23 protein-coding genes are annotated in these 25844 nt (G+C 73.3%); 10 read left to right on the top strand and 13 right to left on the bottom strand.

Features of this window, described 5'->3' with window-relative positions:
* The first annotated feature begins 16 nt into the window (after window positions 1-16).
* On the top strand, window positions 17-1750 hold the full coding sequence (gene poxB / locus EI169_RS01350) for a ubiquinone-dependent pyruvate dehydrogenase (protein ID WP_125130291.1): 1734 nt from the start codon (window positions 17-19) through the stop codon (window positions 1748-1750).
* A gap of 14 nt (window positions 1751-1764) precedes the next feature.
* Window positions 1765-2580: an SDR family oxidoreductase gene (locus tag EI169_RS01345; protein ID WP_125130289.1), complete on the top strand. Its 816-nt coding sequence runs from the start codon at window positions 1765-1767 to the stop codon at window positions 2578-2580.
* A 20-nt stretch (window positions 2581-2600) separates the two neighbouring features.
* Here the strand turns inward: EI169_RS01345 and ctaD are convergent, their stop codons facing one another.
* Window positions 2601-4313 carry a cytochrome c oxidase subunit I gene (gene ctaD, locus EI169_RS01340; RefSeq protein WP_240640533.1) on the bottom strand — a complete coding sequence of 571 codons (1713 nt, stop codon included), beginning with the start codon at window positions 4311-4313 and terminating at the stop codon, window positions 2601-2603.
* 244 nt (window positions 4314-4557) lie between these two features.
* Here ctaD and EI169_RS01335 point away from each other — a divergent pair, with 244 nt between their 5' ends.
* Window positions 4558-4737, top strand: coding sequence for a hypothetical protein (locus EI169_RS01335; RefSeq protein ID WP_125130287.1), 180 nt, complete (start codon window positions 4558-4560; stop codon window positions 4735-4737).
* On the opposite strand, the gene EI169_RS01330 is transcribed toward EI169_RS01335, so the two are convergent.
* Complete coding sequence (locus EI169_RS01330) at window positions 4703-4960, bottom strand: helix-turn-helix transcriptional regulator (protein ID WP_125130285.1); 258 nt, start codon at window positions 4958-4960, stop codon at window positions 4703-4705. The two genes, EI169_RS01335 and EI169_RS01330, sit on opposite strands and share 35 nt — an antisense overlap.
* Window positions 4960-5451 (bottom strand): DUF2975 domain-containing protein, encoded by a 492-nt coding sequence (locus tag EI169_RS01325; protein WP_125130283.1) that lies wholly within the window; start codon window positions 5449-5451, stop codon window positions 4960-4962. Before EI169_RS01325 ends, EI169_RS01330 begins: the two co-directional genes overlap by 1 nt.
* 140 nt (window positions 5452-5591) lie before the next feature.
* On the opposite strand from EI169_RS01325, the gene EI169_RS01320 reads away from it, so the two are divergent.
* From EI169_RS01320 to EI169_RS01300, 5 genes are all read left to right on the top strand, one after another.
* Window positions 5592-6758, top strand: coding sequence for a polysaccharide deacetylase family protein (locus EI169_RS01320; protein WP_240640532.1), 1167 nt, complete (start codon window positions 5592-5594; stop codon window positions 6756-6758).
* A gap of 148 nt (window positions 6759-6906) precedes the next feature.
* Complete coding sequence (locus EI169_RS01315; protein ID WP_125130280.1) at window positions 6907-8037, top strand: glycosyltransferase family 2 protein; 1131 nt, start codon at window positions 6907-6909, stop codon at window positions 8035-8037.
* A gap of 46 nt (window positions 8038-8083) precedes the next feature.
* Window positions 8084-8335, top strand: a complete 252-nt coding sequence (locus EI169_RS01310) for a glutaredoxin domain-containing protein (protein ID WP_125130278.1) — start codon at window positions 8084-8086, stop codon at window positions 8333-8335.
* An 87-nt stretch (window positions 8336-8422) separates the two neighbouring features.
* Window positions 8423-9646 carry an aminotransferase class V-fold PLP-dependent enzyme gene (locus EI169_RS01305; protein WP_125130276.1) on the top strand — a complete coding sequence of 408 codons (1224 nt, stop codon included), beginning with the start codon at window positions 8423-8425 and terminating at the stop codon, window positions 9644-9646.
* Between the two features lie 77 nt (window positions 9647-9723).
* A complete protein-coding gene (locus EI169_RS01300) occupies window positions 9724-11376 on the top strand; it encodes an aldehyde dehydrogenase family protein (protein WP_125130274.1) in 1653 nt (550 codons plus the stop codon).
* A gap of 96 nt (window positions 11377-11472) precedes the next feature.
* On the opposite strand, the gene pip is transcribed toward EI169_RS01300, so the two are convergent.
* Window positions 11473-12438 (bottom strand): prolyl aminopeptidase, encoded by a 966-nt coding sequence (gene pip / locus EI169_RS01295; protein ID WP_125133269.1) that lies wholly within the window; start codon window positions 12436-12438, stop codon window positions 11473-11475.
* 5 nt (window positions 12439-12443) lie between these two features.
* Window positions 12444-13313, bottom strand: coding sequence for a neutral zinc metallopeptidase (locus EI169_RS01290; protein WP_125130272.1), 870 nt, complete (start codon window positions 13311-13313; stop codon window positions 12444-12446).
* 55 nt (window positions 13314-13368) lie between these two features.
* Here EI169_RS01290 and EI169_RS01285 point away from each other — a divergent pair, with 55 nt between their 5' ends.
* Entirely contained in the window at window positions 13369-15123 is a 1755-nt protein-coding gene (locus tag EI169_RS01285; RefSeq protein WP_240640529.1) for a sodium:proton antiporter, read from the top strand.
* 37 nt (window positions 15124-15160) lie between these two features.
* On the top strand, window positions 15161-15637 hold the full coding sequence (locus tag EI169_RS01280; RefSeq protein ID WP_125130268.1) for a dehydrogenase: 477 nt from the start codon (window positions 15161-15163) through the stop codon (window positions 15635-15637).
* A gap of 81 nt (window positions 15638-15718) precedes the next feature.
* Here EI169_RS01280 and EI169_RS01275 read toward each other — a convergent pair whose 3' ends face one another.
* The 8 genes from EI169_RS01275 to EI169_RS01240 form a co-directional block, all read right to left on the bottom strand.
* Window positions 15719-16567 carry a hypothetical protein gene (locus tag EI169_RS01275; RefSeq protein WP_125130266.1) on the bottom strand — a complete coding sequence of 283 codons (849 nt, stop codon included), beginning with the start codon at window positions 16565-16567 and terminating at the stop codon, window positions 15719-15721.
* Entirely contained in the window at window positions 16564-17244 is a 681-nt protein-coding gene (locus EI169_RS01270; RefSeq protein ID WP_125130264.1) for a response regulator transcription factor, read from the bottom strand. The genes EI169_RS01275 and EI169_RS01270 overlap by 4 nt, the downstream gene beginning before the upstream one ends.
* A complete protein-coding gene (locus tag EI169_RS01265; protein WP_240640528.1) occupies window positions 17232-18695 on the bottom strand; it encodes a histidine kinase in 1464 nt (487 codons plus the stop codon). Before EI169_RS01265 ends, EI169_RS01270 begins: the two co-directional genes overlap by 13 nt.
* 408 nt (window positions 18696-19103) lie before the next feature.
* Complete coding sequence (locus EI169_RS01260) at window positions 19104-20816, bottom strand: serine/threonine-protein kinase (protein WP_125130262.1); 1713 nt, start codon at window positions 20814-20816, stop codon at window positions 19104-19106.
* Window positions 20813-22093, bottom strand: a complete 1281-nt coding sequence (locus tag EI169_RS01255) for an FHA domain-containing protein (RefSeq protein WP_125130260.1) — start codon at window positions 22091-22093, stop codon at window positions 20813-20815. The genes EI169_RS01260 and EI169_RS01255 overlap by 4 nt, the downstream gene beginning before the upstream one ends.
* A 12-nt stretch (window positions 22094-22105) precedes the next feature.
* Window positions 22106-22966, bottom strand: a complete 861-nt coding sequence (locus EI169_RS01250; RefSeq protein ID WP_125130258.1) for a protein phosphatase 2C domain-containing protein — start codon at window positions 22964-22966, stop codon at window positions 22106-22108.
* Window positions 22963-23286, bottom strand: a complete 324-nt coding sequence (locus tag EI169_RS01245) for an FHA domain-containing protein (protein WP_125130256.1) — start codon at window positions 23284-23286, stop codon at window positions 22963-22965. Before EI169_RS01245 ends, EI169_RS01250 begins: the two co-directional genes overlap by 4 nt.
* Window positions 23283-25823 (bottom strand): transglutaminase domain-containing protein, encoded by a 2541-nt coding sequence (locus EI169_RS01240; protein WP_240640527.1) that lies wholly within the window; start codon window positions 25821-25823, stop codon window positions 23283-23285. The genes EI169_RS01245 and EI169_RS01240 overlap by 4 nt, the downstream gene beginning before the upstream one ends.
* Window positions 25824-25844 lie beyond the last annotated feature (21 nt).

Below are 25844 nucleotides of genomic sequence, written 5' to 3'. Positions count from 1 at the left end.
ACCACGAAAGGACGCCATGTCGCACACCATCGCCGACCAGATCGTCGAGACCCTCGCCCTCGCGGGGGTGGAGCGCGTGTGGGGGCTCCCGGGCGATTCCCTCAACGCCTTCACCGACGCGCTGCGGCGCCACGGCGGCATCCGGTGGATGCACACGCGCCACGAGGAGGCGGCCGCGTTCGCAGCGGCCGGCGAGGCGCAGATCACCGGCGAGCTCGCGGTCGTGGCGGGCAGCTGCGGGCCGGGCAACCTGCACTTCGTCAACGGCCTGTTCGACGCGCAGCGCACCCGCGTGCCGGTGCTCGCGATCGCGTCGCACATCCCGTCGGCGGAGATCGGCTCGAACTACTTCCAGGAGACGCATCCGCAGGAGCTCTTCCGCGAGTGCAGCGTGTACACCGAGCTCGTGGGCGACCCCGCGCAGATGCCGTGGGTGCTGGAGATCGCGATGCGCACCGCGGTCGAGCGTCAGGGCGTCGCGGTCGTGGTGGTGCCGGGCGACGTGTTCTTCGCGGATGCGCCGAAGCGCCGGCCGTCCGCGCCCATCCGCGCCGCGCGCCCGCGCATCGTGCCGTCCGAGCCGGAGCTGGCCCGCGCGGCCGACGTGCTCGACGGCGCGAAGAAGGTGACGATCCTCGCCGGCGCGGGCGTCGCCGGCGCGCACGCCGACGTCATGGCGCTCGCCGAGCGGCTGCGGGCGCCGATCGTGCACGCCTTCCGCGGCAAGGAGCACATCGAGTACGACAACCCGTTCGACGTCGGGATGACCGGGCTCCTCGGGTTCGCGTCGGGGTACCGCGCGATGGAGCACTGCGACGCGCTGCTGGTGCTCGGCAGCGACTTCCCGTATCGGCAGTTCTACCCCGAGAAGGCGAAGATCGTGCAGGTCGACGTGCGCGGCGAGCAGCTCGGCCGCCGCACGCCGATCGACGTCGGCCTCGTCGGCGACGTCGGCGAGACGGCGCGGGCGCTGCTGCCGCTGCTGCGGGCCGACCGTGGCGACGACCACCTGCGCTCGAGCCTCGAGCACTACGCCAAGACCCGCACAGAGCTCGACGGGCTCGCGAACGACGACGGGAAGGAGCCGATCCACCCCGAGTACCTCACGCGTGTGCTCGACGAGCTCGCCGCCGACGACGCGGTGTTCACCGCCGATGTCGGCTCCCCCGTGATCTGGGCGGCGCGCTACCTGCACATGACGCGCGAGCGCCGGCTCATCGGATCGTTCTCGCACGGCTCGATGGCCAACGCCCTCCCCCACGCCCTCGGGGCCAAGGCCGTCGACCGCGACCGACAGGTCATCGCGCTCGCCGGCGACGGCGGCCTCGCGATGCTCATGGGCGACCTGCTGTCGATCCGGCAGAACGACCTGCCCGTCACGATCGTGGTCTACAACAACTCGTCGCTGAACTTCGTCGAGGTGGAGATGAAGGCCGCCGGCATCGTGAACTTCGGCACCGACCTCGTGAACCCCGACTTCGCGGCGGTCGCCGAGTCGGTCGGCATCACCGGCATCCGCGTCGAGCGCGGAGCCGACGTGAAGCCGGCGATCGAGCGGGCCCTCGCGGCGCCCGGCCCCGTGCTGCTGGATGTCGTCGTCGCGCGCCAGGAGCTCAGCATCCCGCCGTCGATCACGCTCGAGCAGGCGAAGGGCTTCGCGCTGTACGCGCTGCGCACGGTCATGTCCGGGCGCGGCGACGAGCTGCTCGACCTCGCCGACACGAACGTGTTCCGGCGTCTGTTCTCGTGAGCGAAGGAGATCCCATGTCCGACGCCCGCCCTTCCGGCCTCGCGATCGACCTCGCCGGCCGCACCGCCGTGGTCACCGGCTCGACGCAGGGCATCGGCCGGGCGATCGCGCGCCGCCTGGTCGAAGCCGGCGCCGCCGTCGTCGTCAACGGCCGCGACGCGGCGAAGACGGATGCGGCGGCCCGCGCGCTGAGCGAGGAGACGGGGCGCCCCGTGCGCGCGGTGGCGGCCGACATCGGCACCGCGGAGGGCGCCGAGGCGCTCGTGGCCGGCGCCGGCGAGATCGACGTGCTCGTCAACAACGCGGCGATCTTCGACGCGCGCCCGGCCCTCGAGATCGACGACGACGAATGGCGGCGCTTCTTCGAGCTCAACGTGCTCGCCGCGACCCGCCTCACGCGTCTCGTGCTTCCCGGCATGGCCGCGCGCGGATGGGGCCGCGTGCTCAACATCGCGAGCGACTCTGCCGTCGTCATCCCGGCCGAGATGATCCACTACGGCATGTCCAAGACCGCGCTCCTGGCGGTGTCCCGCGGCTTCGCGAAGACCGCGGCGGGCACGGGCGTCACGGTCAACGCGGTCATCGCCGGGCCGACGCACACCGAGGGGGCCGAGCGCTTCGTCTACCAGATGGTGGACGAGAGCCTGCCGTGGGACGAGGCGCAGCGGGAGTTCATGCGCACGGCTCGGCCGCAGTCGCTCCTGGGCCGCCTCATCCAGCCGGAGGAGATCGCGAACATGGTCGCGTACCTCGCGTCGCCCCTCGCATCGGCGACGACCGGCGGCGCGGTGCGCGTGGACGGCGGCTACGTCGACGCCATCCTCCCCTGAGGAGCGGCGCCGGACGGCTCCTACTTCTTATTCCCGTCCGACGCGTCGACGATCGGGGTCTCGGGCGCATCCTTCGCCGGCCCCACGCCCACGGGCAAGCCCGCCTCCGGGTGGTGCCGGTCGAACGCGGGCCGCTCACTGCGGATGCGCGGGATGGACGTGAAGTTGTGCCGCGGCGGCGGGCACGACGTCGCCCACTCGAGGGAGGCGCCGTAGCCCCACGGGTCGTCCACGGTGATCCGCGGCCCGCGCCGAGCCGTGATCCATACGTTCAGCAGGAACGGGATCATCGAGGCGCCGAGGATCATCGCACCCACCGTGGAGACCTGGTTCTGCCACGTGAATCCGTCCATGTCGGAATAGTCGGCGTATCGGCGAGGCATCCCCTCGACGCCCAGCCAGTGCTGGATGAGGAAGGTCACGTGGAACCCGATGAAGAGCATCCAGAAGTGGGTGTGCGCCAGCCCGCTGCTCAGCATCCTCCCGGTCCACTTGGGCCACCAGAAGTAGAACCCGGCGAACATCGCGAACACGACCGTGCCGAAGACGACGTAATGGAAATGCGCGACCACGAAGTACGTGTCATGAACCTGGAAATCCAGAGGCGGCGAGGCGAGGATGACCCCGGTGAGCCCGCCGAAGACGAAGGTGATGAGGAAGCCGAGCGCGAACACCACGGGCGGCTCGAAGGTCACCGAGCCGCGCCACATCGTGCCGATCCAGTTGAAGATCTTCACGCCCGTCGGCACGGCGATGAGCACGGTCAGGAGGGAGAAGAAGGGCAGCAGGACGGCGCCCGTCGCGAACATGTGGTGCGCCCACACGGCTACCGACAGCGCGGCGATCGCGATCGTGGCGTACACGAGCGTCTTGTAGCCGAAGATCGGCTTGCGGCTGAAGACCGGGAAGACCTCCGACACGATGCCGAAGAACGGCAGCGCGATGATGTACACCTCGGGGTGGCCGAAGAACCAGAACAGGTGCTGCCACAGCAGCACGCCGCCGTGCTCGGGGTCGTAGATGTGCGAGCCGAGCACGCGGTCCGAGGCCGCCGCGAAGAGCGCCGCCGCGAGCACCGGGAACGCCAGCAGGACCAGGATGCTCGTGATCAGGGTGTTCCACGTGAAGATGGACATGCGCCACATCGTCATGCCGGGCGCGCGCATCGTGAGGATCGTGGTGATGAAGTTGACGGCGCCGAGGATCGTGCCGAAACCGCTCATGCCGAGGCCGAGGAACCAGAAGCTGCCGCCCACGCCCGGACTGAAGGTGGCATTGGACAGCGGCTGATAGGCCGTCCAGCCGAAGCCCGCCGGCCCCTGGGGGAGGAGATATCCCGCCACGACGATGGTCGAGCCGAACAGGAACAGCCAGAACGACAGCGCGTTCAAGCGCGGAAACGCCACGTCGGGCGCGCCGATCTGCAGCGGCATGATCGCGTTGGCGAAACCGGCGAACAACGGCGTCGCGAACATGAGCAGCATGATCGTGCCGTGCATCGTGAAGAGCTGGTTGTACTGCTCCTTCGTCGGCACGATCTGCATGCCCGGCTGGAAGAGCTCGGCCCGGATGATCAGGGCCAGCACCCCTCCGAAGAGGAAGAAGATCATCGCCGCGATGATGTACATGAACCCGATCGTCTTGTGGTCGGTCGAGGTGATCCAGGACACGACGATGTTCCCCTTCGCCGCCGTGCGCGTGCGTGAGAACAGCTCCGCCTGGCGAGCGGGCATGGTTCGATCCCCCGTGGCTGTCGGGGACGGATCGTCGGGCATGCTGACCTCGCTCGCTTCCAGGACATCGGCGCTCACCGACCGCCGAACGGTAGGAAGCGCTGCGTGGTCGCAGACACGGGGTTGCACACCCTCGGGCTCACCGGTATACCCCGCGCTGCACGATTCGCGAGCGGCGTCAACCCGTGCGCGACCGGCGCGCAGCATCCTCTATGCCTGGGGGCACGGCACCGGAGGAGGGGACATGGCAGGCATCGAGGACGACCGCGGTCGTGAGAACGCCGCGGTGTGGGCGAGCGCGATCGGAGCCGCGTTCGGCAACGGCATCGTGCCGTCGACCCACACCGTCGGGGCGCCGCAGCAGGCCGCGCCGCGGCGCGGGACACGGCTCAGCGACTGGCTGAAGCCTCGGCGAGAGCGCTGACCTCCCGCTTGTCGTCGACCACGGGCTCCCAGCGGAGCAGGTCGCCGGGCTGGCACTCGAGCACGGAGCAGAGCGCCTCGAGCGTCGTGAAGCGGACGGCCTTCGCCCGGCCGTTCTTGAGCACGGCGAGATTGGCCGGGGTGATGCCGACGGCGTCGGCGAGCGCTCCGACGCTCATCTTGCGGCGCGCGAGCATGACGTCGATGTCGACGACGATCGGCATCAGATCACCTCGCCCAGCTCGGCGCGCAGCGTTCGCGCCTCGTCCTCCCGCGCGATGGCCTGACGCAGCAGCATCCGCAGCACGACGACCAGGAGAGCGATGCCGGCCAGGACGAGCGCCAGGCCGCAGATGAGGCCGACGATGCCGGGGGCCGCATCGCCGGGCGCGAGAAGCACGGCGAACCCGAACACGAGCGCCGCTGCCACCGAGATCGCCCCGATGATGGCGTCGACGTCGCGGAAGGCGCGGGGCGTGAACACCGCCCCGCGGCGCACGAGACCGAGGAGACGCCACACGCACACCGCGAAGACCTGCAGCGACAGGACGCCGACGGCGGCCATCGCGATGACCGTGACCCGCAGGGCGACGGCGACGCCCGCATCCGCCAGGTCGTTCCACAGCAGCGGGAGGAGGACCGCCTGCACGGCGATCGCGCCGGCCAACGACAGGGCGATGACCACGCGCAGCGCGGTGATGGTGACGGATCGCACGAGTGATCTCCTTTGTTTCGAGAGGAATCTATTGTAAATCGATAGATTCGCCAACATCGCAGGATTGAGACGGGGCCGCGATCGACGCCGCCGCTATGCTTCCCGGAGCGGTGCGGGGGCGCCGCTTGCAGGGGGAGCACGTGAGCAGGACACCGGCCGCGCACCGTCGCGCGCACGCGCGCGCGCGCACCCGACGCCGACGCGCTCTCGCGCTCACGGTCGCCGCGGCGGCCGTGGTCGCGGCCGTGGGCGCGACCGTCGTCACGCTCGCGCTCACGGGCGCACGCACCCCCGCCGTCACGTCCGCCGATTCGGGCCCGAGCCCCAGCCCGAGCCCCTCGACCCCTTCTCCGACGCCGCTGACCCCCGAGGAGCAGCTCCTCGCGACCACCGCCGACCCGAACGCGTGCGCGGTGTCGTTCACGGGCGAGGGCATCGCGCTGCCTCCGCAGCTGCAGACGCAGGGGGTGCTCTACACGGGCCTGCCGATCCCGCGCGCCGACGGCCGCGTCTTCGCCGGGTGGTACGCGACCGCGGCGGATGCGGCGGTCTACGCGATCCCGGGGCGCGTCAACGGCGCGCGGCTAGCCGAGTGCGTCGACCGGCGCGTCACGCTGCACGCCGCGTGGAAGACGCCGGCCGAGAACGCCGCCGAGGACGCCGGCATCCCGATCCTCATGTACCACCAGTTCACGACGAAGCCCGAGGGCGAGAGCAACTCGCTCCGGCTGAACTACGCGTTCATCGGCGACTTCGACGCGCACATGACCTACATCAAGGACAACGGCTTCTACCTGCCCACGTGGGACGAGCTGAGCGCGTTCATCGACGGCGCCCTGTTCCTGCCGAAGCACTCCGTGATCATCACCGACGACGACGCCGACTCGACATGGCTCGAGCTGGCCGCGCCCATCGTGCACGGCAAGGGCCTCATGACGACGTCGTTCGTGATCACGAAGTGGCGGACGGAGCCCTCCCCCAACCCGTACGTGCTGCAGCGCTCGCACACGCAGGACATGCACGAAGCGGGCGCGAACGGCAAGGGCCGCATGGTCAACTGGACGGCCGATCAGATTGCAGCCGACCTGGAGACCTCCGCGCAGATCCGCGGCGCGAAAGAGGTCATCGCCTACCCCTTCGGGCATTACAACGACACCGCGAAGCAGGGCGTGGCGCAGGCCGGCTTCGAGCTCGCCCGCACGATCGAACAGGGCTATGTGCGCATCGGGACGGACAAGCTCGCCCTCCCCTGCATCCGCATCAACTACGGCATGGGCGTCGACGCGCTGCGCAGCGCGATCGGCTGACGGGGCGACCCCGCGGCGACGGCCGCCGGACGGGCCGATGAACGATACATGAACTCCCATCCCGCACATAAGTGATGGAGGGGAGACGGACAGGGAGGCCACACTAGGCTGACGCAGGCCTGGTAAATCGAGGAAATCGCGAGTCTTCATGGAACTCTCCCTGATCGTCCCCACCTTCAACGAGGGGCCGAACGTCCGAGAGCTCCTGCGCCGCCTCGCCGACACCCTCGACAGCACGGTGTACGAGGTCGTCTTCGTCGACGACTCCACCGACGACACCCCCGACATCATCCGCGCCGCCGCCGTCGACAGCGCCGCGCCGGTGCGCCTCATCCACCGCGAGCGCCCCGTCGGCGGCCTCGGCGGTGCGGTCGTCGAGGGCATCCGTTCCGCGTCGCACGACTGGTGCCTCGTCATGGACGGCGACCTGCAGCATCCGCCGGAGGTCATCCCGCAGCTCCTCGCGCGAGCCGCCCGCGGCGACACCGACGTGGTCGTCGCGTCGCGCTACATCGACGGGGGCACGTCCGACGGGCTGGCCAACGCCGTGCGCACGACCGTGTCGCGCGCATCGACGCTGCTCACGAAGGCGATGTTCCCGCGCAAGCTCAACGGATGCAGCGACCCCATGACCGGGTTCTTCCTGCTGCGTCGCTCCACGGTCGACCTGGAGAGCCTGCAGCCGCGCGGCTTCAAGATCCTCCTCGAGATCCTCGCGCGCCGGCAGCTGCGGGTGTCGGAGGTGCCGTTCGCCTTCGCGCCGCGCTTCGCGGGCGAGTCGAAGGCGTCGTTCACGCAGGGCATGCGGTTCCTGACGCAGCTGACGATGCTTCGCTTCGGCCGGATGTCGGCATTCGCGATCGTCGGCGGTCTCGGCGCCCTCGCGAACCTCGCGATCATGTGGGCGCTCGTCGCGGTGCACATGCCGTACGTGTGGGCGGCCGTCGTCGCGAGCGTCATCACGATCGTCGCGAACTTCCTCGCTCTGGAGTACCTCGTCTTCGCCGACATGCGCGCGGACTCGGGCCGCATGTGGCACCGGTTCGTGAAGTCGTTCACGTTCAACGGCATCGAGGCGATCGTGCGCATCCCGCTGATCGCGGTGCTGGTCGAGCGCGCGCACATCCCGAGCGTCATCGCGGCGGCCGTCACGCTGATCGCAGCGTTCGTCGTCCGGTTCGTCTTCCACGCGCTCGTGGTCTACGCCCCCAAGAAGCGTCGCGCCGAGGCGGCGGCGCTCGCGCCCGCCGTCGCGGCGAGCGACGAGCTCGCGGCCTGAGCCCGGTCACGGAGCCCGGTCGCTCGGGCTCGCTTAGCCTGGAAGCATGACTTCTCCCGTGAAGATGTTCGGCGCCGAGTGGTGCCGCGACTGCCGCCGCACGAAGGCCCAGCTCGACGGGCTCGGCGTCACCTACGAGTACATCGACCTCGAGGCCGACCCCGCCGCCGCCGATGTCGCCCGCGAGATCTCGGGCCGCACCAACATCCCGGTCGTGGTGTACCCCGACGCCTCCCACCACGTCGAGCCGTCGAACGCCGACGTCGAGGCGAAGCTGCGCGAGCTCGCCCTCATCTGACGCCCTCGCCGCTCGCGAGAACGCGCAGATGCACGGTTTTCGGTCGCTCGAACGTGAAGACGGGCGTTCTCGCGAAAGGATGAGGGCGTGAAGGAACTGGATCGCGAGGCGCACGACGCCGACGCGGCCGATCCGCTCGCGTCGTTCCGCGACCTGTTCGCGGGCGCCGAGACCGAGCTGGTCTACTTCGACGGCAACTCGCTCGGCCGGCCGCTGGCCGCGACCGCCGGCACGCTGTCCGATTTCGTCCGCGACGCGTGGGGCGGCCGGCTCATCCGCGGGTGGGACGAATCGTGGATGCAGCTGCCCTTCACGCTCGGCGACCGCCTGGGCGCGAGTGTGCTCGGCGCCGCCGCCGGGCAGACCGTCGTCGGCGACTCCACGACGGTGCTGCTGTACAAGCTCGTGCGCGCGGCGTTCGACGCGCAGCGCGCCGCCGACCCGGCGCGGCGGGAGATCGTGGTCGACCGCGACAACTTCCCCACCGACCGGTACATCGTCGAGGCGATCGCCGGTGAGCGCAGCGGCGCGGTCCGCTGGCTGACGCCCGACCCCGCCGGGGGCGTCGAGCCCGACGAGCTGTCGGCGGCGATCGGGTCCGAGACCGCGGTCGTCGTGCTCAGCCACGTGGCCTACCGCTCCGGGCACCTCGCGGATGCGGCGGAGCTGACGCGCCGTGCGCACGCAGCGGGCGCGCTCGTGGTGTGGGACCTGTGCCACTCGGCGGGTGTCGTGCCCACCGAGCTCGACGCGTGGGGCGTCGACATCGCGGTGGGCTGCACGTACAAGTACCTGGGCGGCGGGCCCGGCTCGCCCGCGTTCGCCTACGTCGCGACACGGCATCACGAGGCGCTGCATCAGCCGATCCCGGGCTGGATGAGCGCCGACGACGTCTTCGCGATGGGCGCGGACTACCGGCCCGCCGCCGGGATGCGCCGGTTCCTCTCCGGCACGCCGCCGATCGTGGGGATGCTCGCGCTCGGCGACATGCTCGACATGATCGAGCGCGCCGGGATCGCCGCGATCCGCGCGAAGTCCGAGGCGCTGACGGCGTTCGCCGTGCGGGTGTCGGATGTCCTCCTCGCCCCGCTCGGCGTGAGCCTCGCGACGCCGCGCGAGCCCGAGCGCCGCGGCGGTCACGTGACGCTGTCGCATCCGGCGATGCGCGAGGTCACGACGCGGCTGTGGCGCGAGGACGTGCTGCCCGACTTCCGCTTCCCCGACGGCCTGCGGATCGGCCTCTCGCCCCTGTCGACGAGCTTCCGCGAGACGCTCACCGGCCTGCGCGCGGTCGCGGACGCCCTCCGCTGATCGCGAGAACACGCGCACGCACGGTCTTGCGGCCCGAAACCGTGCGCAAGAGCGTTCTCGCGGGAGAGGATGGGCGCATGCTCGATCGGGGTTCGCGACTGTGGTCCACGCTCACGCTCGATCAGCGCGCGCGGCTGCTCGACCGGCTGCACGACACGGTCGCCGCAGCCGCCGAGGAGTGGGCCGACACGGCCGCCGACGCGAAGGGCCTCGGGCCGCAGCATCCGCTGCGCGGCGAGGAGTGGCTGACCGGTCCGTACGCGACGCTCGTCGCGCTCGAGGCGTACGCCCGCACGCTGCGCACGCTCGCCGGCGACGCCAGCCCCCTCGACGGCGTGCGGCTCGACGATGCGCCCGGCGGGCGCGTGCGCGCTCGCGTGTTTCCCGCGACGGGGCTCGACCGCATCGTGCTGTCGGGCTTCACAGGCGAGGTGTGGCTGCGACCCGGGACCGGACGCGCCCACGCTCGCGCGGCGGCGGGGCTCGCCCAGCGCCGCCCGACGGAGTCCGGCGGCGTCGGCCTGGTGCTCGGCGCCGGCAACATCACCGCGATCCCGGTGCTCGACGTGCTGTACGAGCTGCTGTCGGCCAACCGCGTGTCGGTGCTGAAGCTCAACCCGACGCAAGATGCGCTCGTTCCGGTGTTCGAGCGCGCGCTCGCGCCGCTCATCGAGCCGGGGTTCCTCCGCATCGTCACGGGCGACGGCGCCGTCGGGGCGGAGCTGGTCGCGCGACCGGAGTTCTCGCACGTGCACATCACCGGCTCTGCCCGCACGTTCGACGCGATCGTGTGGGGCACGGAGCAGCCCCGGCCGGCGGAGCCGCAGCTGCGCGTGCCGATCACCGCCGAGCTCGGCGGCGTCGCCCCCGTGATCGTGGTGCCGGGCCGGTGGACGGCCGCCGACCTCCGCTTCCAGGCCGAGCACATCGCGACGATGCGCCTGCAGAACGGCGGGCACAACTGCATCGCGGGCCAAGTCGTCATCGTGAGCGCCGACTGGCCGCAGCGCGGCGCGTTCCTGTCCGAGCTGCGCCGCGCGTACGCCGCCGCGCCGGCGCGACCCGTGTGGTACCCCGGCGCCGAGGCGACGCTCGCCCGGGTGCGCGAGGCCACGCCCGAGGCGACGTGGATCGGCGACGGCACCCGCGCGGTCGTGACGGTGCCGGCGGATGCCGCGACCGCCGCGCCCGTCGAGTCGACGGAGTACTTCGCCCCCGTGCTCGGCGTCGTCGCGCTGGCCGGCGAGGGACAGACGTTCCTCGACGCGGCCGTCGCCCATGCGAACGAGCGGCTCACCGGGTCCCTCGGCGCCAACGTGCTGATCGACCCCGACACCGAGCGGGCGCTCGGCGACGGCTTCGAGCGCGCGATCGCCGACCTGCACTACGGCGGCATCGCGATCAACGCGTGGACGGGCGTATCGTTCACGATCCCGACGCTGTCGTGGGGCGCGTATCCCGGGGGCACCCTCGCCGGCGTCGGCAGCGGCATCGGCGTCGTGCACAACGCGCTGCTCCTCGACGACGTCGAGCGCTCGGTGCTGCGCGGGCCGTTCCGCCCCTTCCCCCGCTCGCTGGGACGGCGGCAGCGCTTCTCGATCCTCCCGAAGCCGCCCTGGTTCGTCTCGTCGCGCACGGGCGCCGCGGTGAGCGAGGGCCTGACGCGCTACTACGCGGGCCGCCGCATCCCGACGCTCGTCGCAACCCTCACCCGCGCGCTCGGCGCCTAGCGCCGCGCTCAGTTCGCTCGGCGTATATCGCGCCGATTCCCGCCCTCACGCCGCCGGATACGACGAGCGAACGATCGCGAGCGAGCGACGGAGCGATCAGGCGAAGCGGTCGGCGGCGGCGCGCAGCGCGCGGGCGATGCCCGGCTCGGTCGCGGAGTGGCCCGCGTCGGGCACGACCACGAACTCCGCCTCGGGAAGCGCGCGATGCAGGTCCCACGCGGTCATCATGGGCGTGCAGACGTCGTAGCGGCCCTGCACGATGACGGTCGGGATGCCGGCCAGCCGCGGGGCGTCCTCGATCAGCTGCCCTTCGCGCAGCCAGCCGCCGTGGACGAAGTAGTGGTTCTCGATGCGCGCGAACGCGAGCGCGTGGGCGGCCTCGGTCATCTCGCCGATGAACTTCTCGTCGGGCTCGAGCGTCACGGTGGCCGCCTCCCAGCGGGTCCACGCGAGCGCGGCAGGCCCATGCACGGCAGGATCGGGGTCGCTCAAGCGGCGGTGGTACGCCTCGATGAGCCGCGAGCGCTCGAGCACGGGGATGGGCGCGAGGTACTCCTCCCACAGGTCGGGGAAGAGCGCCGACGCGCCGCCCTCGTAGAACCACTCGAGCTCGTGCCGACGGAGGGTGAAGATGCCGCGGAGGATGAGCTCCGAGACGGCGTCGCGGTGGGTCTCGGCGTACGCCAGTGCGAGCGTGCTCCCCCACGATCCGCCGAACACCTGCCACTGCCGGATGCCGAGGTTCTTGCGCAGCAGCTCCATGTCGGCGACGAGGTGCCACGTCGTGTTGAAGCGCAGGTCGGCCGCGGCGTCGCTCGCGTGCGGCGTCGAGCGCCCGCATCCGCGCTGATCGAACAGGATGATGCGGTACTTCTCGGGGTCGAAGAAGCGGCGCTGCCACGGGCTCGTGCCGCCTCCCGGGCCGCCGTGGAGGTACACGACGGGCTTGCCGTCGGGGTTGCCGCTCTGCTCGTAGTGGATGCGCTGGCCATCGCCGGCGAAGAGCACGCCGGTGTCGTACGGCTCGATGGGCGGGTACAGCACGTCGTCGAGGCGGCCGATGGCGCTCACAGCTGCTCTCCGGGCACCGCGAACGTGTCGCACGCGTCGGGTCCCCCGTCGTAGCCCTCGTCGAACCAGCGCTGCCGCTGCTCGCTCGAGCCGTGCGTCCACGTGTCGGGGTTCACGACCCCACCGGACTCCTGCTGGATGTGGTCGTCGCCGACGGATGCGGCGGCGTTCAGCGCGTCCGCGATCTGCGCGGGGGTCGGCGCCTTCAGGTACGGCGTGCCGCTCTCGTCGCGGGCCTCGGTCATGCCCCGGACCCACGCGCCGGCGAAGCAGTCGGCCTGAAGCTCGGTGCGCACGCCATTGCTGTCGGCGCCGGTGCCGTCGGCCGGGTGCTGCTGCATGATGCCGGCGATGTTCTGCACGTGATGGCCGTACTCGTGGGCGAGGACGTAGAGCTGGGCGAGATCGCCACCCGAGGCGCCGAACTGCTCGCGCAGCAGGGAGAAGAACGTCGGGTCGACGTACACCGTCTCCTCGGGCGGGCAGTAGAACGGGCCGGCGGCGTTGGACGCGGTGCCGCACGCGGTGGGGGTCGATCCGTCGACGATGATGAGCTGCGGCCCGCGGTAGCCCTCGACCTGGTCGCCCCAGTACTGGTCGAGCGCGAGGGAGCCCGCCGCGAGCCGGCAGTCGTCGCTCTCGTTGGCGTCCTGCCCGGTCTCGCACCCCGCGATCGGTGACGACTCCGGCGCCGCGCCGCCGCCGCCCGCGCCGAGGAGGCCCGTCAGGTCGACGACACCGAAGGCGTTCAGAAGCAGCACGACGATCGCACCGATGCCGACGACGCCGCCGCCGGCGATCGCGGCGCCGGCTCCGCGGCGACGGGCGCGGTTCCCGCCCACACGGGCGTCGTCGTTGAAGGTCACAGGCTCACGGTACCGCCCCGCTCGCGCCGACGCGGTGCGCCGCTACCCTCGGAAGGTGGTCGACCCCCTGCTGATCGTCGTGGCGGGCGTCATCGTGGTGGCGCTCGTGACCGTCATCGCCCCGCGGTTCAACATCGCCGGGCCGCTCGTGCTCATGGCGATCGGACTGGGCGTGAGCCTGCTGCCGTTCGTGCCGGCGTTCGAGGTGCCGCCCGAAGTCATCCTCATGGGCGTGCTCCCACCACTGCTGTACTCGGCCGCCGTGCAGCTGCCGGCGATCGAGTTCCGCCGCGACTTCGTGCCGATCGCGGGGCTGTCGGTCCTGCTCGTGATCGTGAGCGCGGTCGTCCTCGGACTGTTCTTCAACGCCGTCATCCCCGGCCTCGGACTCGCGCTCGGCATCGCGCTCGGTGCGATCCTCAGCCCCACCGACGCCGTGGCCACCTCGATCGCGAAGCGCCTGGGCATCGCCCCCCGCGTCGTGACGATGCTCGAGGGCGAGAGCCTCCTCAACGACGCGACCGCGCTCGTGCTGCTGCGGACGGCCGTCGCCGCGGTCGCCGTCGGGTTCGAGGTCGGCCAGACCGCGACGGCGTTCCTGTGGGGCGTCGGTGTCGCGCTCGTCCTCGGCGCCATCGTCGGGTGGCTCAACCTGCGCGTGCGCACGCACGTGCAGAATCCGGCCGCCAACACCGCCCTCAGCTTCACGGTCCCCTTCATCGCGTACCTGCCCACGGAGCACCTCGGCGGGTCGGGCCTCGTCGCCGCCGTCGTCGCGGGCATCGTCACCGGCCAGGGCGCCGCGCGGCGGTTCACCCCCGAGCAGCGGTTGAGCGACAACCTCAACTGGCGCACGATCGAGGTCATCCTCGAGGGCGGCGTGTTCCTCGTGTTCGGCCTCGAGCTGAAGAAGATCGTCGAGCAGAACCTCGCCGAGCACCAGGGCCTGTGGCACGGCGCGTGGCTCGCGCTGTCGGCGCCCGGGATCGTGCTGGCGGTGCGCGCGGTGTACGTGTCCGGTCTCATCTGGCTGCAGGGCCGGCGCGCGCGTCGCCACGGACGGTGGCAGGAGCGGGCGGATGCGGCGACCGAGCGCCTCGATCGCTTCGAGGAGGTCATCGCGACCCAGCCCGAGCGCTTCCGCCGCGGCGGCCGGGAGATCGACCCCGATCGGGTGGAGCGCCGCGTCACGTGGATGCGGCGCCGCATCCGCCGCTCGCTCGCCGACCTGGACTACTACCGGGACTCGCCGCTGGGCTGGCGCCACGGCACCGTCATCGTGTGGGCGGGCATGCGGGGGGTCGTGACCCTGGCCGCCGCCCAGACGCTGCCCAAGGACGACAGCACCGTCGAGCGGCCGCTGCTCATCTTCGTCGCCTTCCTCGTCGCGGTGTTCAGCCTGCTCCTGCAGGGGCTGACGCTGCCGCCGCTCGTGCGGTGGCTCGGGCTCGCCGGCGACGGCGGCGAGGGTCCCGACCGCGCCGAGATGCACGCGCTCGACCACGATCTGCGCAGCGCCGCGGTGTCGGCGGTGCGAGAGGGCCGCGTCGTGCGACGCGACGGCGAGGAGTTCTCCGACGGGCTCGTCGCACGGCTCGGGGAGCGGTTCACCCAGCCGCCCGACGAGGACATGACGGCGCGGGCGCGGGAGATCCTCGAGCTGCGGCTCGTGCTCATCGCGCACATGCGGGAGCGTCTGGGCGAACTGTCGCGCGACGGCCGCTACAGCACCGCGGCGCTGCGGCACGCGCTCGCTGAGCTCGACGCCGACCAGCTCAGTCTCGAGCTGCGCATCGACGGCGAGGACTGACCTCCGCTCGGGCACAATGGAGAGGCGGAGGTTGCCGATGACCGAGACGATCCCCTCGGAGGACGCGAGGGTGCGCGAGCGCGCGCCAGGCGTCGACACGAGCCCGCTGCATCTGCCGCATCCGGCCGCCGAGTGCCCGAAGTGCTTCACCGAGCTGCAGCGCGACCGCGACTGGTGGCTCGCCCGGCCCGCCGGGTCCCGCCTCGTCGGGCTCGTCGTCTCCCGTCCCGGGATGCCGTCGGTCGTCGAGCAGCGCGATGACCTCACGCGCTTCGGCGTGCCGATCGAGGGCTTCCGCCACCCCTCTCCCGAGACGCTCGAGGACTGGTCGGAGCGCCTCGAGCGCTTCTTCCGCACCCTCGGCCGCGGCGACGTGCTCGTGGTCGCGAACGTCCATGCCCTGGGCACGACGCTGGAGGAGGAGACGCGCGCGGTGGCGGATCTGCACCGACGCGGCGTGGTCGTGAAGGTGCTCGGCCACGGCGGCCGGCACCTCTACGACGCCGGCCGCTGACCCCGCGGCCTACCTCGCTCGCCCCCTTGCGTGAAACGGCGGCTACCCCGGTCAGGGCAGCCGCCGATTCACGCCAGCGGGTCAGCGGGAGCGCAGGGCGGCGTTGCCCGCCGAGACCTCCACCCGGACGGTGGCGGATGCGGCGGCGTCGGTGCGCAGGCCGTTGTCGAACCCGCCGGCCGAGACGTCCGACGTGACGGCGTACGCGTCGTCGGGGAGGGTCAGATCCAGCGACCCGGCGCTCACGAAGACGCCCACGTCCTGCGGCGTCTCGCCGGTGAGGGCGCCGCGCAGCTCCCCGGCGCTCAGCTGCAGGTCGGCGGTGGTCACGTCCGCGAGGTCGAGCGTCGCGCGGCCCGCGCTCACGTCCGCCGACAGCGACGTGGCCGAGCCGGCGAGCGTCGCCTCGCCCGCACCCATCTGCAGCGTCACCGCGCCGAACTCGCCGTCTGCGCGCAGCGAGCCACCCGCGAGCTCGAGGTCGGCGTCGGAGCCCGCGAGGTCGGTCGGAAGCGTCAGGACGGCGCGGCCGTTGCCACCACCGAACCACGAGCCGAACGGCAGCCGCGGCGCGGTGACGCGCAGCGTGTCGCCGTCGCGGTCGAGTGTCCACGAGCCGCCGCCGACGTCCCGCACGTCGAGGGTCGCCTCGCGCGCGGCGTCGTCGAAGCGGATCGTCATCCGTGCCGCCGAGATGTCGACGGCGAGCGCATCGACCCCGCCCACTGTCTGCGTGGTCGTCTCGCTGCGGCCGGCGGCCGCGGCGAGCGTCGGGCGCGCGCCGCTCCACACGGTCGCGACGATCGCGGCCACACCGAGCGCGGCGACGAGGATCGCGATGACGCGGGCGGCGGACCGATTCGGGCGGGGAGCCTCCGGGGAGGCGGGCGGTGTCGCCGCCGGGGCGGGCGGCGGGGTGGTCGTGCTCATCGTGCTGCTCCTGACTGGGGGGTGCTGCCGCCGCCGTGCTCGAGATGGACGAGCGCGGCCTGGACGCGGCGGTTGCCGGATTCGTCGGGCTCGAGCCCGAGCTTCTGGAAGATCGCGGTGATGTGCTTCTCGACGCTGGCCTCCGAGACGAACAGGGTCGCCGCGATGGCCTGGTTCGACTTGCCCTCCGCGATGAGCGCGAGCACCTGCCGCTCGCGCTCGGTGAGGCGCTGCATCCGCTCGTCGCGGCTGCGGCGGCTGAGGAGCTGCGCGACGACCTCCGGGTCGAGCACCGTCGCCCCTTCGCCGATGCGGGCGACCGACTCGAGGAACTCCGCCACGTCGGCGACGCGGTCCTTCAGCAGGTAGCCGAGCGCACCGCCGCCGCCCGAGATGAGGTCGCTCGCGTACCGCTCCTCGACGTACTGCGAGAGCACGAGCACCGGGAGAGCCGGATGCTGCGCCCGCAGCCGCACGGCGGCGCGGATGCCCTCGTCCGTGAACGTCGGCGGCAGCCGCACGTCGAGGATGCACAGGTCGGGCGCGGTGGCGGCGACGGTGGCGTCGAGGTCCGCCGCATCCGGGAGCGCCGCGACGACGGTGTGGCCGGCGTCGTCGAGGAGGCGCACGAGCCCCTCGCGCAGCAGGACGCTGTCTTCACAGATCAGGATGCGCACGGGACGCTCACCTCCAGCGCGGTGGGGCCGCCGTTCGGGCTGTCGAGGCGGTAGGTGCCGCCGGCGCCGAGGATGCGGTTGGCGATGCCGTCCAGGCCGCCGCCGGGGAGGATGCGGGCGCCGCCGATGCCGTCGTCCTCGACGCGGGCCCACAGCGTGCCGTCGTCGCGGCGGCGCACCGCGACCCGCACGCCCGACGCGCGGGAGTGCTTCGCGGCGTTGGTGAGCGACTCGGCGATCGCGAAGTACACCGCGGCCTCGGCGCTGCGCTCGCAGCGTCCGTCGAGGCGCACGTCCAGCTGCACGGGCACGTGCGAGCGGGCGGCCAGCGCCGACAGCGCCGCATCCAGCCCCCGGTCGTCGAGGACCGACGCGTGGATGCCGCGCGCGAGCTGGCGGAGCTCGGTGATCGCGGACTTCGTGGAGGTGTGCGCCTCCTCGATGAGCGCCTTCGCGGCGGCGGGGTCGTCGTCGATCTTCTGACGAGCGAGGCCGAGGGTCATGCCGACCGACACGAGCCGGGGCTGCACGCCGTCGTGGAGGTCGCGCTCGATGCGCGTGCGCTCGACATCGGCGGCCCGGACGGCTCCCGCGCGCTGCTCGCCGGCCAGACGCGCCTGCGCGGCGAGCTGGACCTCCCGGGACGGCACGAGGATGAGGCGCGCGAGCACGCCGTGCAGCACGGCGAGCCCGACGATCGCGGCGAGGCCGAGGAGCACCATGAGCGGCCCGACGACGAACGCCCACCCGCCCGGGAGATCGAGGCCGATGCCCCACAGGCGCGCCCGCCCGGCCCCGGCGAACAGCGGCGAGAACGTCAGCGCCGCGCCGGAGGCGACGAGGCTCGTCAGCACGATCGTCACGACGCCGAGGATCGTCGCGACGGCGAGGTTCGCGACGCCGCGCCACACGCCCGGGTCTATCGCCTGGCGCCAGAACATCAGCATCACGCCGCCGAATCCGGGACGCGGCTGAGGACGCAGGCGCGGCGCCGGCACGCCGAATCCGTAGAGCCCCTCGATGCGCGCGGCCTCGAGCCACGCTGTCGCCCACAGCGCGTAGACGAACGCGATGAGCACGAGCACGCCGATGAGCAGCGCGAAGACGAGCCCTACGCCGAAGCCGAGGAGGCTGAAGAGGATGCCGAACACGATCGGTCCGACGAGCCCGAGCGCGGCGAGGTGCGCGATCGCGCCGAGGACGTGCAGGGGCGCCGTGGCGGCGTTGCGCCCGCGACGGGCCGGGGTGGGCGGTGCGGGGGGTGCGGGGGCTGCGGGGGCGCCGGCGGCCGGGGGCGGCACGGGGCCGGACGTGGGCGCGGCGTCGGCCGTGGGCGCGGCGCCGGCCGTGGGCGGCATGGCGGCCGTGGGCGCGGCGCCGGCCGTGGGCGGCATGGCGGCCGTGGGCGCGGCGCCCGCCGGGGGTTCGGGGGCAGCGGTCTGCGAGGTCATGTCGTCCACGCTAGGACCGCCGCCGTACGGGCGCCCCCGAGGCATCCGGAGCCGTTCTTCGGGTTATCCCGAGCCGACTGTTGTCTGGCCCTGCACGAACTCAGGCAGCCGTGGGTCGACCCCCTCGGCCTTCCGGCCGACGACCCGACACGTACTCAGGCACGGATGCGGCGACAGCCAGCCGTCGACGCGGTATGCCGCGGCCTGCGGGAGGCGTGGAGGATCCGCAGCCTGAGTTCGTGCTGGGGTTGCTGGGGCGTGACGGAAGGGGCGCCGATCCGCAGCCTGAATTCGTGCGCGGGGAGGGGCGGGGAAGGGCGCGGGGAGGGGTGGGGAGGGCGCGCGGGGAGGGGCGGGGAAGGGCAAGCGGGGCGGGGACGGGTGGCGGGGCGGGGAGGGGTGGCGGGGTCAGGGGGCGCAGGCGGTCGCGGGCTGGGACGCCTGGCCGTTCGCGCGACGCGTGAGCACCTCGATGCACGTGCGGCCCGACGAGTCGGCGGGCACCGTGACGGTGGTCTCGGTCACGCTCTCCAGCGACGGCTCGCCCCCGGGCACCGCGACCCCCCACAGGTACGTGTCGCCGTCGGCGGGATCGGGGTTGGTCCACGTGAAGACGACGCCGCCCGGGGTGACCGTGCCGGCGAGGTCGGTCGGCCGCGGGGCCGCCTGCGGCAGCACGTCGACGGGCTGGTCGGACGGCGCGGCCGTGGGCTCCGGGGTCGCTCCGCCGCCCAGGACCGCCGGGAGTGCGAGGGCCAGGATGACCGCGATCACGACGACGAACGCGGCGGCGCCCGCCGTCAGCCACAACGCGCGTCGGCTCCCGCGCGGCGTCGCGCCGGGGTCGGTCGGACCCACGGCGGCCGGCCCGCCGGGCACGGGAACGCCTGCGGGCACCGGTGGCAGCGGCGGCGCGGCGACCGCGGGCGCGGGCGCGGCGGCGGGCGTCGCGGCGACCGCGGGCGCGGGCGCGGCGGCGGGCGTCGCGGCGCTCGCACCGCGCGCGGGCGGGCGGGCCGCGACCACCGTGTCGTCGAGGCCGGGGGAGATCACGGACGGGCCGCGGAAGTGGGTCGCGTCCGCGTCAGCACCGCCGCCGGTCGCGGTCGTCGGGCCCCACGCCGCCGCCGAGGCGGCCGCGGATGCGGCGGGCCGCGTGGCGCCCGCGGCCGGCGCGGTCTCGGGGTCGATGCTCACCACGCCGCGCACGCGCGTGAGGCCGTCGTCCTCGTCGTCGACGACGCCGTCGGGTGTGCCGTCGTCGAGGATGTCGATCGGAGTCACGCCGTGCGCGAGCTCGATCTGCACCTTCTGCAGCGCCCGCGCGAAGGCGAGCGCGGTGTCGTATCGGTCGGCGGGCGCCTTCGCCATCGCGCGCTCGAGCACGCGCTGCAGCGACGGCGGTGCGTCGGGACGGCCGAGGGGCGGCAACGGCAGCTTCTCGATGCGCTCGAGCAGCTCGGCGCCGGAGTTGCGCTGCCCAGACAGCTCGAACGGCGAGCGCCCGGCCAGGAGGCTGTACACGGTCGCACCGAGCGACCATACGTCGGAGCGGCGGTCGCCCGTCGGGACGGCGGCGAGCGCCTCGGGCGGCGACCACGGGATCGAGAGCCCGCCGGCATCGCCGGCGCCCGTCGTGGAGGCGATGCCGAAGTCGGTGAGCGCCGGCCGGTTGTACTCGGTGACGAGGATGTTCGCGGGCTTGATGTCGCGGTGCAGCACTCCCGCCCGGTGCGCCGTCTCCACGGCCGCCGCGACCTGCACGCCCACCCGCAGCGCCTCGGCCACCGAGAACGGCTCGCGCCGGTAGCGGGCCTGCAGGTTCGGCTTCGAGCAGTACTCCATGACGAGGTACGGCCGGCCGTCGCCGGCCACCCCCGCCTGGTGGATCGTCACGATGGCCGGATGGGTTGAGAGCATCGCCATGACGTTCGCCTCGGCGGTGAACGCCGCGACCGATCCGCTCGACATGCGGTCGGTCAGCAGCACCTTGACGGCCACGCGCCGCTTGGGGAGGTGCTGCTCGTACAGGAACACGTCGGCGAACCCGCCCGAGCCGAGCAGCTCGAGGTACGTGAAGCCGGGCAGCTCGGGCGGCGACTGGGGTGCGCGCCGGCTCACGGCGCCGCCTCGACGGCGATCGTGATGCCGTCGCCGAGGTCGAGCACGTCGCCGGGCACGACGACCGTCGCCTCGCCCGGGTGCAGGCGCGACGGCTCCGCGCCCCGGCGCAGGAGCGTCGTGCCGTTCGTGGTCTGCAGGTCGGTCGCGAGGATCGTGTCGCCTTCGACGCGCACTTCGAGGTGGTTGCGCGAGATGTCCTGCTGCGGGCTGTCGACCGCGACCAGGTGCGGCAGATCGGCCCCGCTCGCCCGCGTCGACCGGGGTCGCCGGCCGACGATGACGGTGCGGTCCAGCAGCACGCTCTGCCCGCTCGAGACCCGCAGCACACCGGCCGCGACCGGGGGCGGGGTGGGGGCCAGCGGCGGCGCGACCGGCGGCAGCGCCCCCGAAGCGCGCATCGCGCGCGCCTCGGCGAGCGAGATCGTGGCATCGTCCTCGGGGGCGTCGCCGGCCGGGGCGGCGGGTGCGCCGTCACGGATGACGGTCGCCTCCACCTCGGCGTCGAGGCCCTCCGACACACGGCCGTCAGCCCCGACCGCGGGCATCGCCTGCGTGGGCGGCAGATCGCCCGTGACGACGGCCGCGGGAGGCGCCGGCGCGACGGGGCGGGGCGCGGCGGGCACCGACACGATCGGCACCGAGTCGATGAGCGCGTCTGCGGCATCCGAAGACGTCGGCGCGGGGGCGGCGGGCTCCGCGACGGCCGGCGCGGGAGCGGGCTCGGCCGGCAGGTCGTGCACCTCGCGGATGCTGTGCGGCTGCACCGGCTCGACGGGCACCGCCGCGGGGCGGCTCGGCGCCGGCTCGGCAGCCGTCGCGGCGCCGGGCGCCGCCGACGCGCCGTCGCGCACGACCGCGAGCGAAGCCGCCCCGGCGATGCCGTCGCGCAGCGGCCGCGGGCCCTCGGAGGGCGGATGCGGCGCCGCATCCGCGCTCGCGAGTGTCACCGACTCCGCCCCGCGCACGGTGCGCTCGGTCCACGTCGAGGCGCCCGCGCCGTCGATCCGCTCGTCGCCGGCGGTCACCGCGAACGCGCCGCGGACGGCGACGCGCCACCCCTCGCCCTCCGCCAGCACCACGGCGAACGGCGGCACGGCCGACGGGGGCCCGCCCGCGGCGAGCGCATCGACGAGGCCGCCGAGGCCGCCGTCGTCGGCGAGGCGCTCCCAGACGGCCTCCGCGACCGACGCCGGGGTCGCCGCATCGAGCAGGGCGGCGCCCTGCGGCGTGACGACGGCGACGGACGACCCGGGGGCGTAGCGCACGAGGCTCATGGCATTCCTCTCTCAGGCCCGCGCCCGGGCTCGGGGCAGGGTGTCGCCGTCGATCTCGTCGAACGCGGCGGTGTCGGGCGCGGCGGCGGCGCTGGGCATCGTGTCGAAGCGATCGCGGCCGGCGCGCGTCTGCACCGAGAGCGCGTCGACGACGACCACGGTGACGTTGTCGCGGCCGCCGGCGGCCACCGCTTCGCGCACGAGGCGCTCGGCGGCCGCCTGCGGGTGGTGCTCCTCGCGCAGGATGGTATCGATGAGGGCGTCGTCGACCTCGGTGGGCAGCCCGTCGGAGCACACCAGCACGCGGTCGCCGGTCTCGGCGGGGAGCATCCAGAAGTCCGCCTCGCTGTCGCTGCCGGCGCCGATCGCGCGCGTGATGACGTTGCGGCGGGAGTCGCGCGCCGCCGATGCGGCGTCGAGCTGACCGGCGTCGATGAGCTCCTGCACGACCGAGTGGTCGACGCTGATCTGCTCGAGCACGCCCTCGCTGAGGCGGTAGGTGCGGGAGTCGCCGAGGTTGACGGCGAGCCAGTACCCCTCGCCGTCCACGTCGGCGATCGCGACGCCCGCGAGCGTCGTGCCGGCACCCGCGCCGCCGCCGTCGGGGAGCGTCTCGACCGCATGACGCGCGGCGCGCAGGGCCGTCTGCACCTCGGCGATGCTCAGGCTCGCGCGTCCCGCGAGGCGCGCGAACTCCTCGATGACGGTGGCGCTGGCGACCTCGCCCGCTTGATGGCCGCCCATACCGTCGGCCACGAGGAACAGCGGCGGGGCGGCGAGGTAGGAGTCCTCGTTGAGGGAGCGACGGCGGCCGACGTCGGTCGCGGCGCCCCACGCGACGGAGACGGGTGCGGCGGCGGATGCGGCGGTCACGGCGCCTCGCTCACGGTGAGACGCCGGTCGCCCACCTCGACGCGGTCGCCCGCGCGCAGCGGCACGCGCGCGCCGGGCGCGACGGGAAGGCGGTCGGCGCCGCGCAGCACGACGGTGCCGTTGCGCGACCAGCGGTCGCTCACCCACGCGCCGCCGCGATCGCCGCCGACTTCGAAGTGCGTCTTCGACACCGACAGCGTCTCATCGCGCACGACCACCGTCGCGCACGGACCTCCGAAGGGATCACGACCGAACACGGTGCGACCGTACACCGCGACCTGCTCGCCGGTGTCCCACGTCAGCACGACGACGGGGGTCACGACGCACCGTCCTCACGTCCGCCGGCCCTCTCTGCGCGCTCGACGCCCGGCGCGCCGGCCGCGTCGGTCGCAGGAGCATCGCCACCGCGCGCGCTGTCGCGGTGGCCGGATGCGGCGGACGGGCGCCGCGCGCGGACGAGGCCGCGCACCGCGGCGACCGCGCCCGCGGTGGCCGCGCGCAGGCGCGCGGGCCGCGGCGCGTCGCCTGCGGCGGGGCGCAGCATCCGGGTCGTCCGCCGTTCGGGCAGCGCGAAGCGCGTGCCCGCCAGGAGCGAGCGCAGGTTCAGGCGGGCGCCGAGGCCGCGCCAGAAACCCGCGCGCTGCCGCATGCCCCCGACGATGCCGTCGACCTCCGCCCAGAAGGCGTCGATGTCCTCCGGGGAGGGATCCGACGGCCCGAACACCTCGGCGTCCGCGCGACGGGCGAGGGTCGTGACGGCCGGCTCCTCGAGCGCCGTGCCGAGGGCGCCGGCGTCTTCGGTGCGGGTGCGGCCGCGGCGGACGGGCGCGCCGAAATCGGTGGCCCGGTCGACGAGCTCGTCCCAGCCGCCGCTGATGCGGTCGGCGGGGCGCTCGGCCTCGCGGCGGCGCCGGCGTCGTTCGCCCTTCAGCGCGCCGATGATGAGGAAGGGCGCGAGCACGATCGCCACGAACGCCGCGACGGCGCCGAGCACCAGCGCGATGATGCCGAGGATGGCCGGCAGCGGGTTCTCCTCATCCTCCTCGCCGCGCTCGTCGGGCACCGTGGGCGGCAGGTCGACGGGTGCCTGCTCGGGCGGCGGGGGCTGGAGCACCTGCGGCTTGGGATCGGCCTTGGGCTTGGTCGTCTGGTCGGTGGGCACCTGGTCTTCGGGCGGGGTCGGGTCGAACGCGACCCAGCCCGACTTCGAGAACGCCACCTCGACCCACGCGTGCAGCGTGTCGCCGGTCGCGGTGAAGGTGTCCGACTCCGGCGCATCGTCGTCGGGGTAGAAGCCCATGACGACGCGGGCGGGGATGCCCAGCTGCCCGGCCAGGAGCGCCATCGCGACGGCGTACTGCTCGTCGTCGCCGATCCACTGGTCTCCGCCGAGGAGGGTCTGGATGCGCTCGGCGCCGTGACCGGCGCGCGAGAGCACCTGGCCCTCGAGGCCGTGGCTGAAGAAGCCGTCCTGCGACAGCGTCTGCTCGAGCGCCCGCACCTGCTCGATCGGCGTCTCCGCGTCGGCGACGATGTCGGAGGCGATCTCGGCGAGATCGACCGGCACGCCCTGCTGCTTCGGCATGCGCAGCGGCGCGAACGTCTCGTCGGCGAGGCGCTCGTCGCTCGGCTGCACGGGGATCACGGTGTCCATCGTGTACGCGTCCCCGGCGCTGAGCCCGGCGGTCACGACGCCCGTGCCGGTGGCGTCGTTGTAGTAGGCGGAGCGGCGCAGATCTTCGGAGCGGTCGCCGGAGAAGCCGAGCGATCTCACGGCGCCGGCATCCGGGAGCCACACGCCGCGCAGGGCCGCGATCGACACCGTGACCGACGCCTCGTCGCCCCGGGCGTCAGGCGACATCTCGGTGCGGATCGGGGAGAAGGCGCCAGAGGAGCCGGCGCCGTCCTCCGCCACGTTGTAGACCGTGCCGTTGTAGGCGTCCATCGTCGCCAGCCGGATGCGCGCGCCCTCGGGCAGGCCCTGGGCGGTGAAGAGCGCCTCGTCGGGGTAGTCGCGGACGTACTTGCGGAACGACTGCAGCGGGCTCGGATACTGGCGCACGTCGAACGGCGGGATGACGACGTCGCGCAGCACGTAGCGCGGCCCGGTCGTGCCGACCGCGGCCGTCGTGGCCACGCCCGCTCCCGCGGCGACGGCGAGCACGACGGCGCCGGTGACGAGCCGGCGCGCGAGCATGCCCTTCGGCTCGCCGCCCTCGCCGATCGACAGCACGGCGGGCGCCGGCTGCCAGGCCTGGCGGATCGCGAGCCACACCGCGGCGATGACGGCGAGCACGACGCCCTGCACGAGCGGCGCGGCCGGCTCGGACGTCCCGAGCGCGATCTGCGCCACCAGGAATGCGACGGCGGGGAGCAGCGCCCACCCGGCCGCACGCAGCCGCAGCGCGAGACTCGCCGTGACGCTCGCGGCCACGACGGTCAGCAGGAACGGCACGACCATGTGGCTGTCGCCCGTGCCGACCGGGGCGACGGTGGTCAGCAGCTCCTTCCACGACGTGATGACGCCGACGGCGAGCGCGCGGAGCGAGTCGAAGGTGGGGATGACGGCGAGGAAGCCGCGTGCGGGGAGCGCGAGCGGCGTGCCGAAGGCGAAGTACGCGGCGATCACAAGCCCGGCGATCGGGAGCACGCCCCACCGGCGCCACGCGCACACCACGGCGATCGCGAGCCCGAGCACGAGTCCGCCGATCGACGTGACGAGGTATGCCGGCGTGCCGAAGGTGGGCGCGAAGCCCGCGATCCCGACCCCGAGCATGCCCGCCACGGCGACCAGATCAAGCGCGGTGCGTCGCGAGAGCACGCTCGTGAACGGTCCGAGCCGGTTTGAACCGTGCACGGGCGCGTTCTCGCGAGGTGT

The organism is Microbacterium sp. 10M-3C3 (assembly GCF_003931875.1).
Taxonomy (GTDB): domain Bacteria; phylum Actinomycetota; class Actinomycetes; order Actinomycetales; family Microbacteriaceae; genus Microbacterium.
This window is presented reverse-complemented; position numbering and strand designations above follow the sequence as displayed.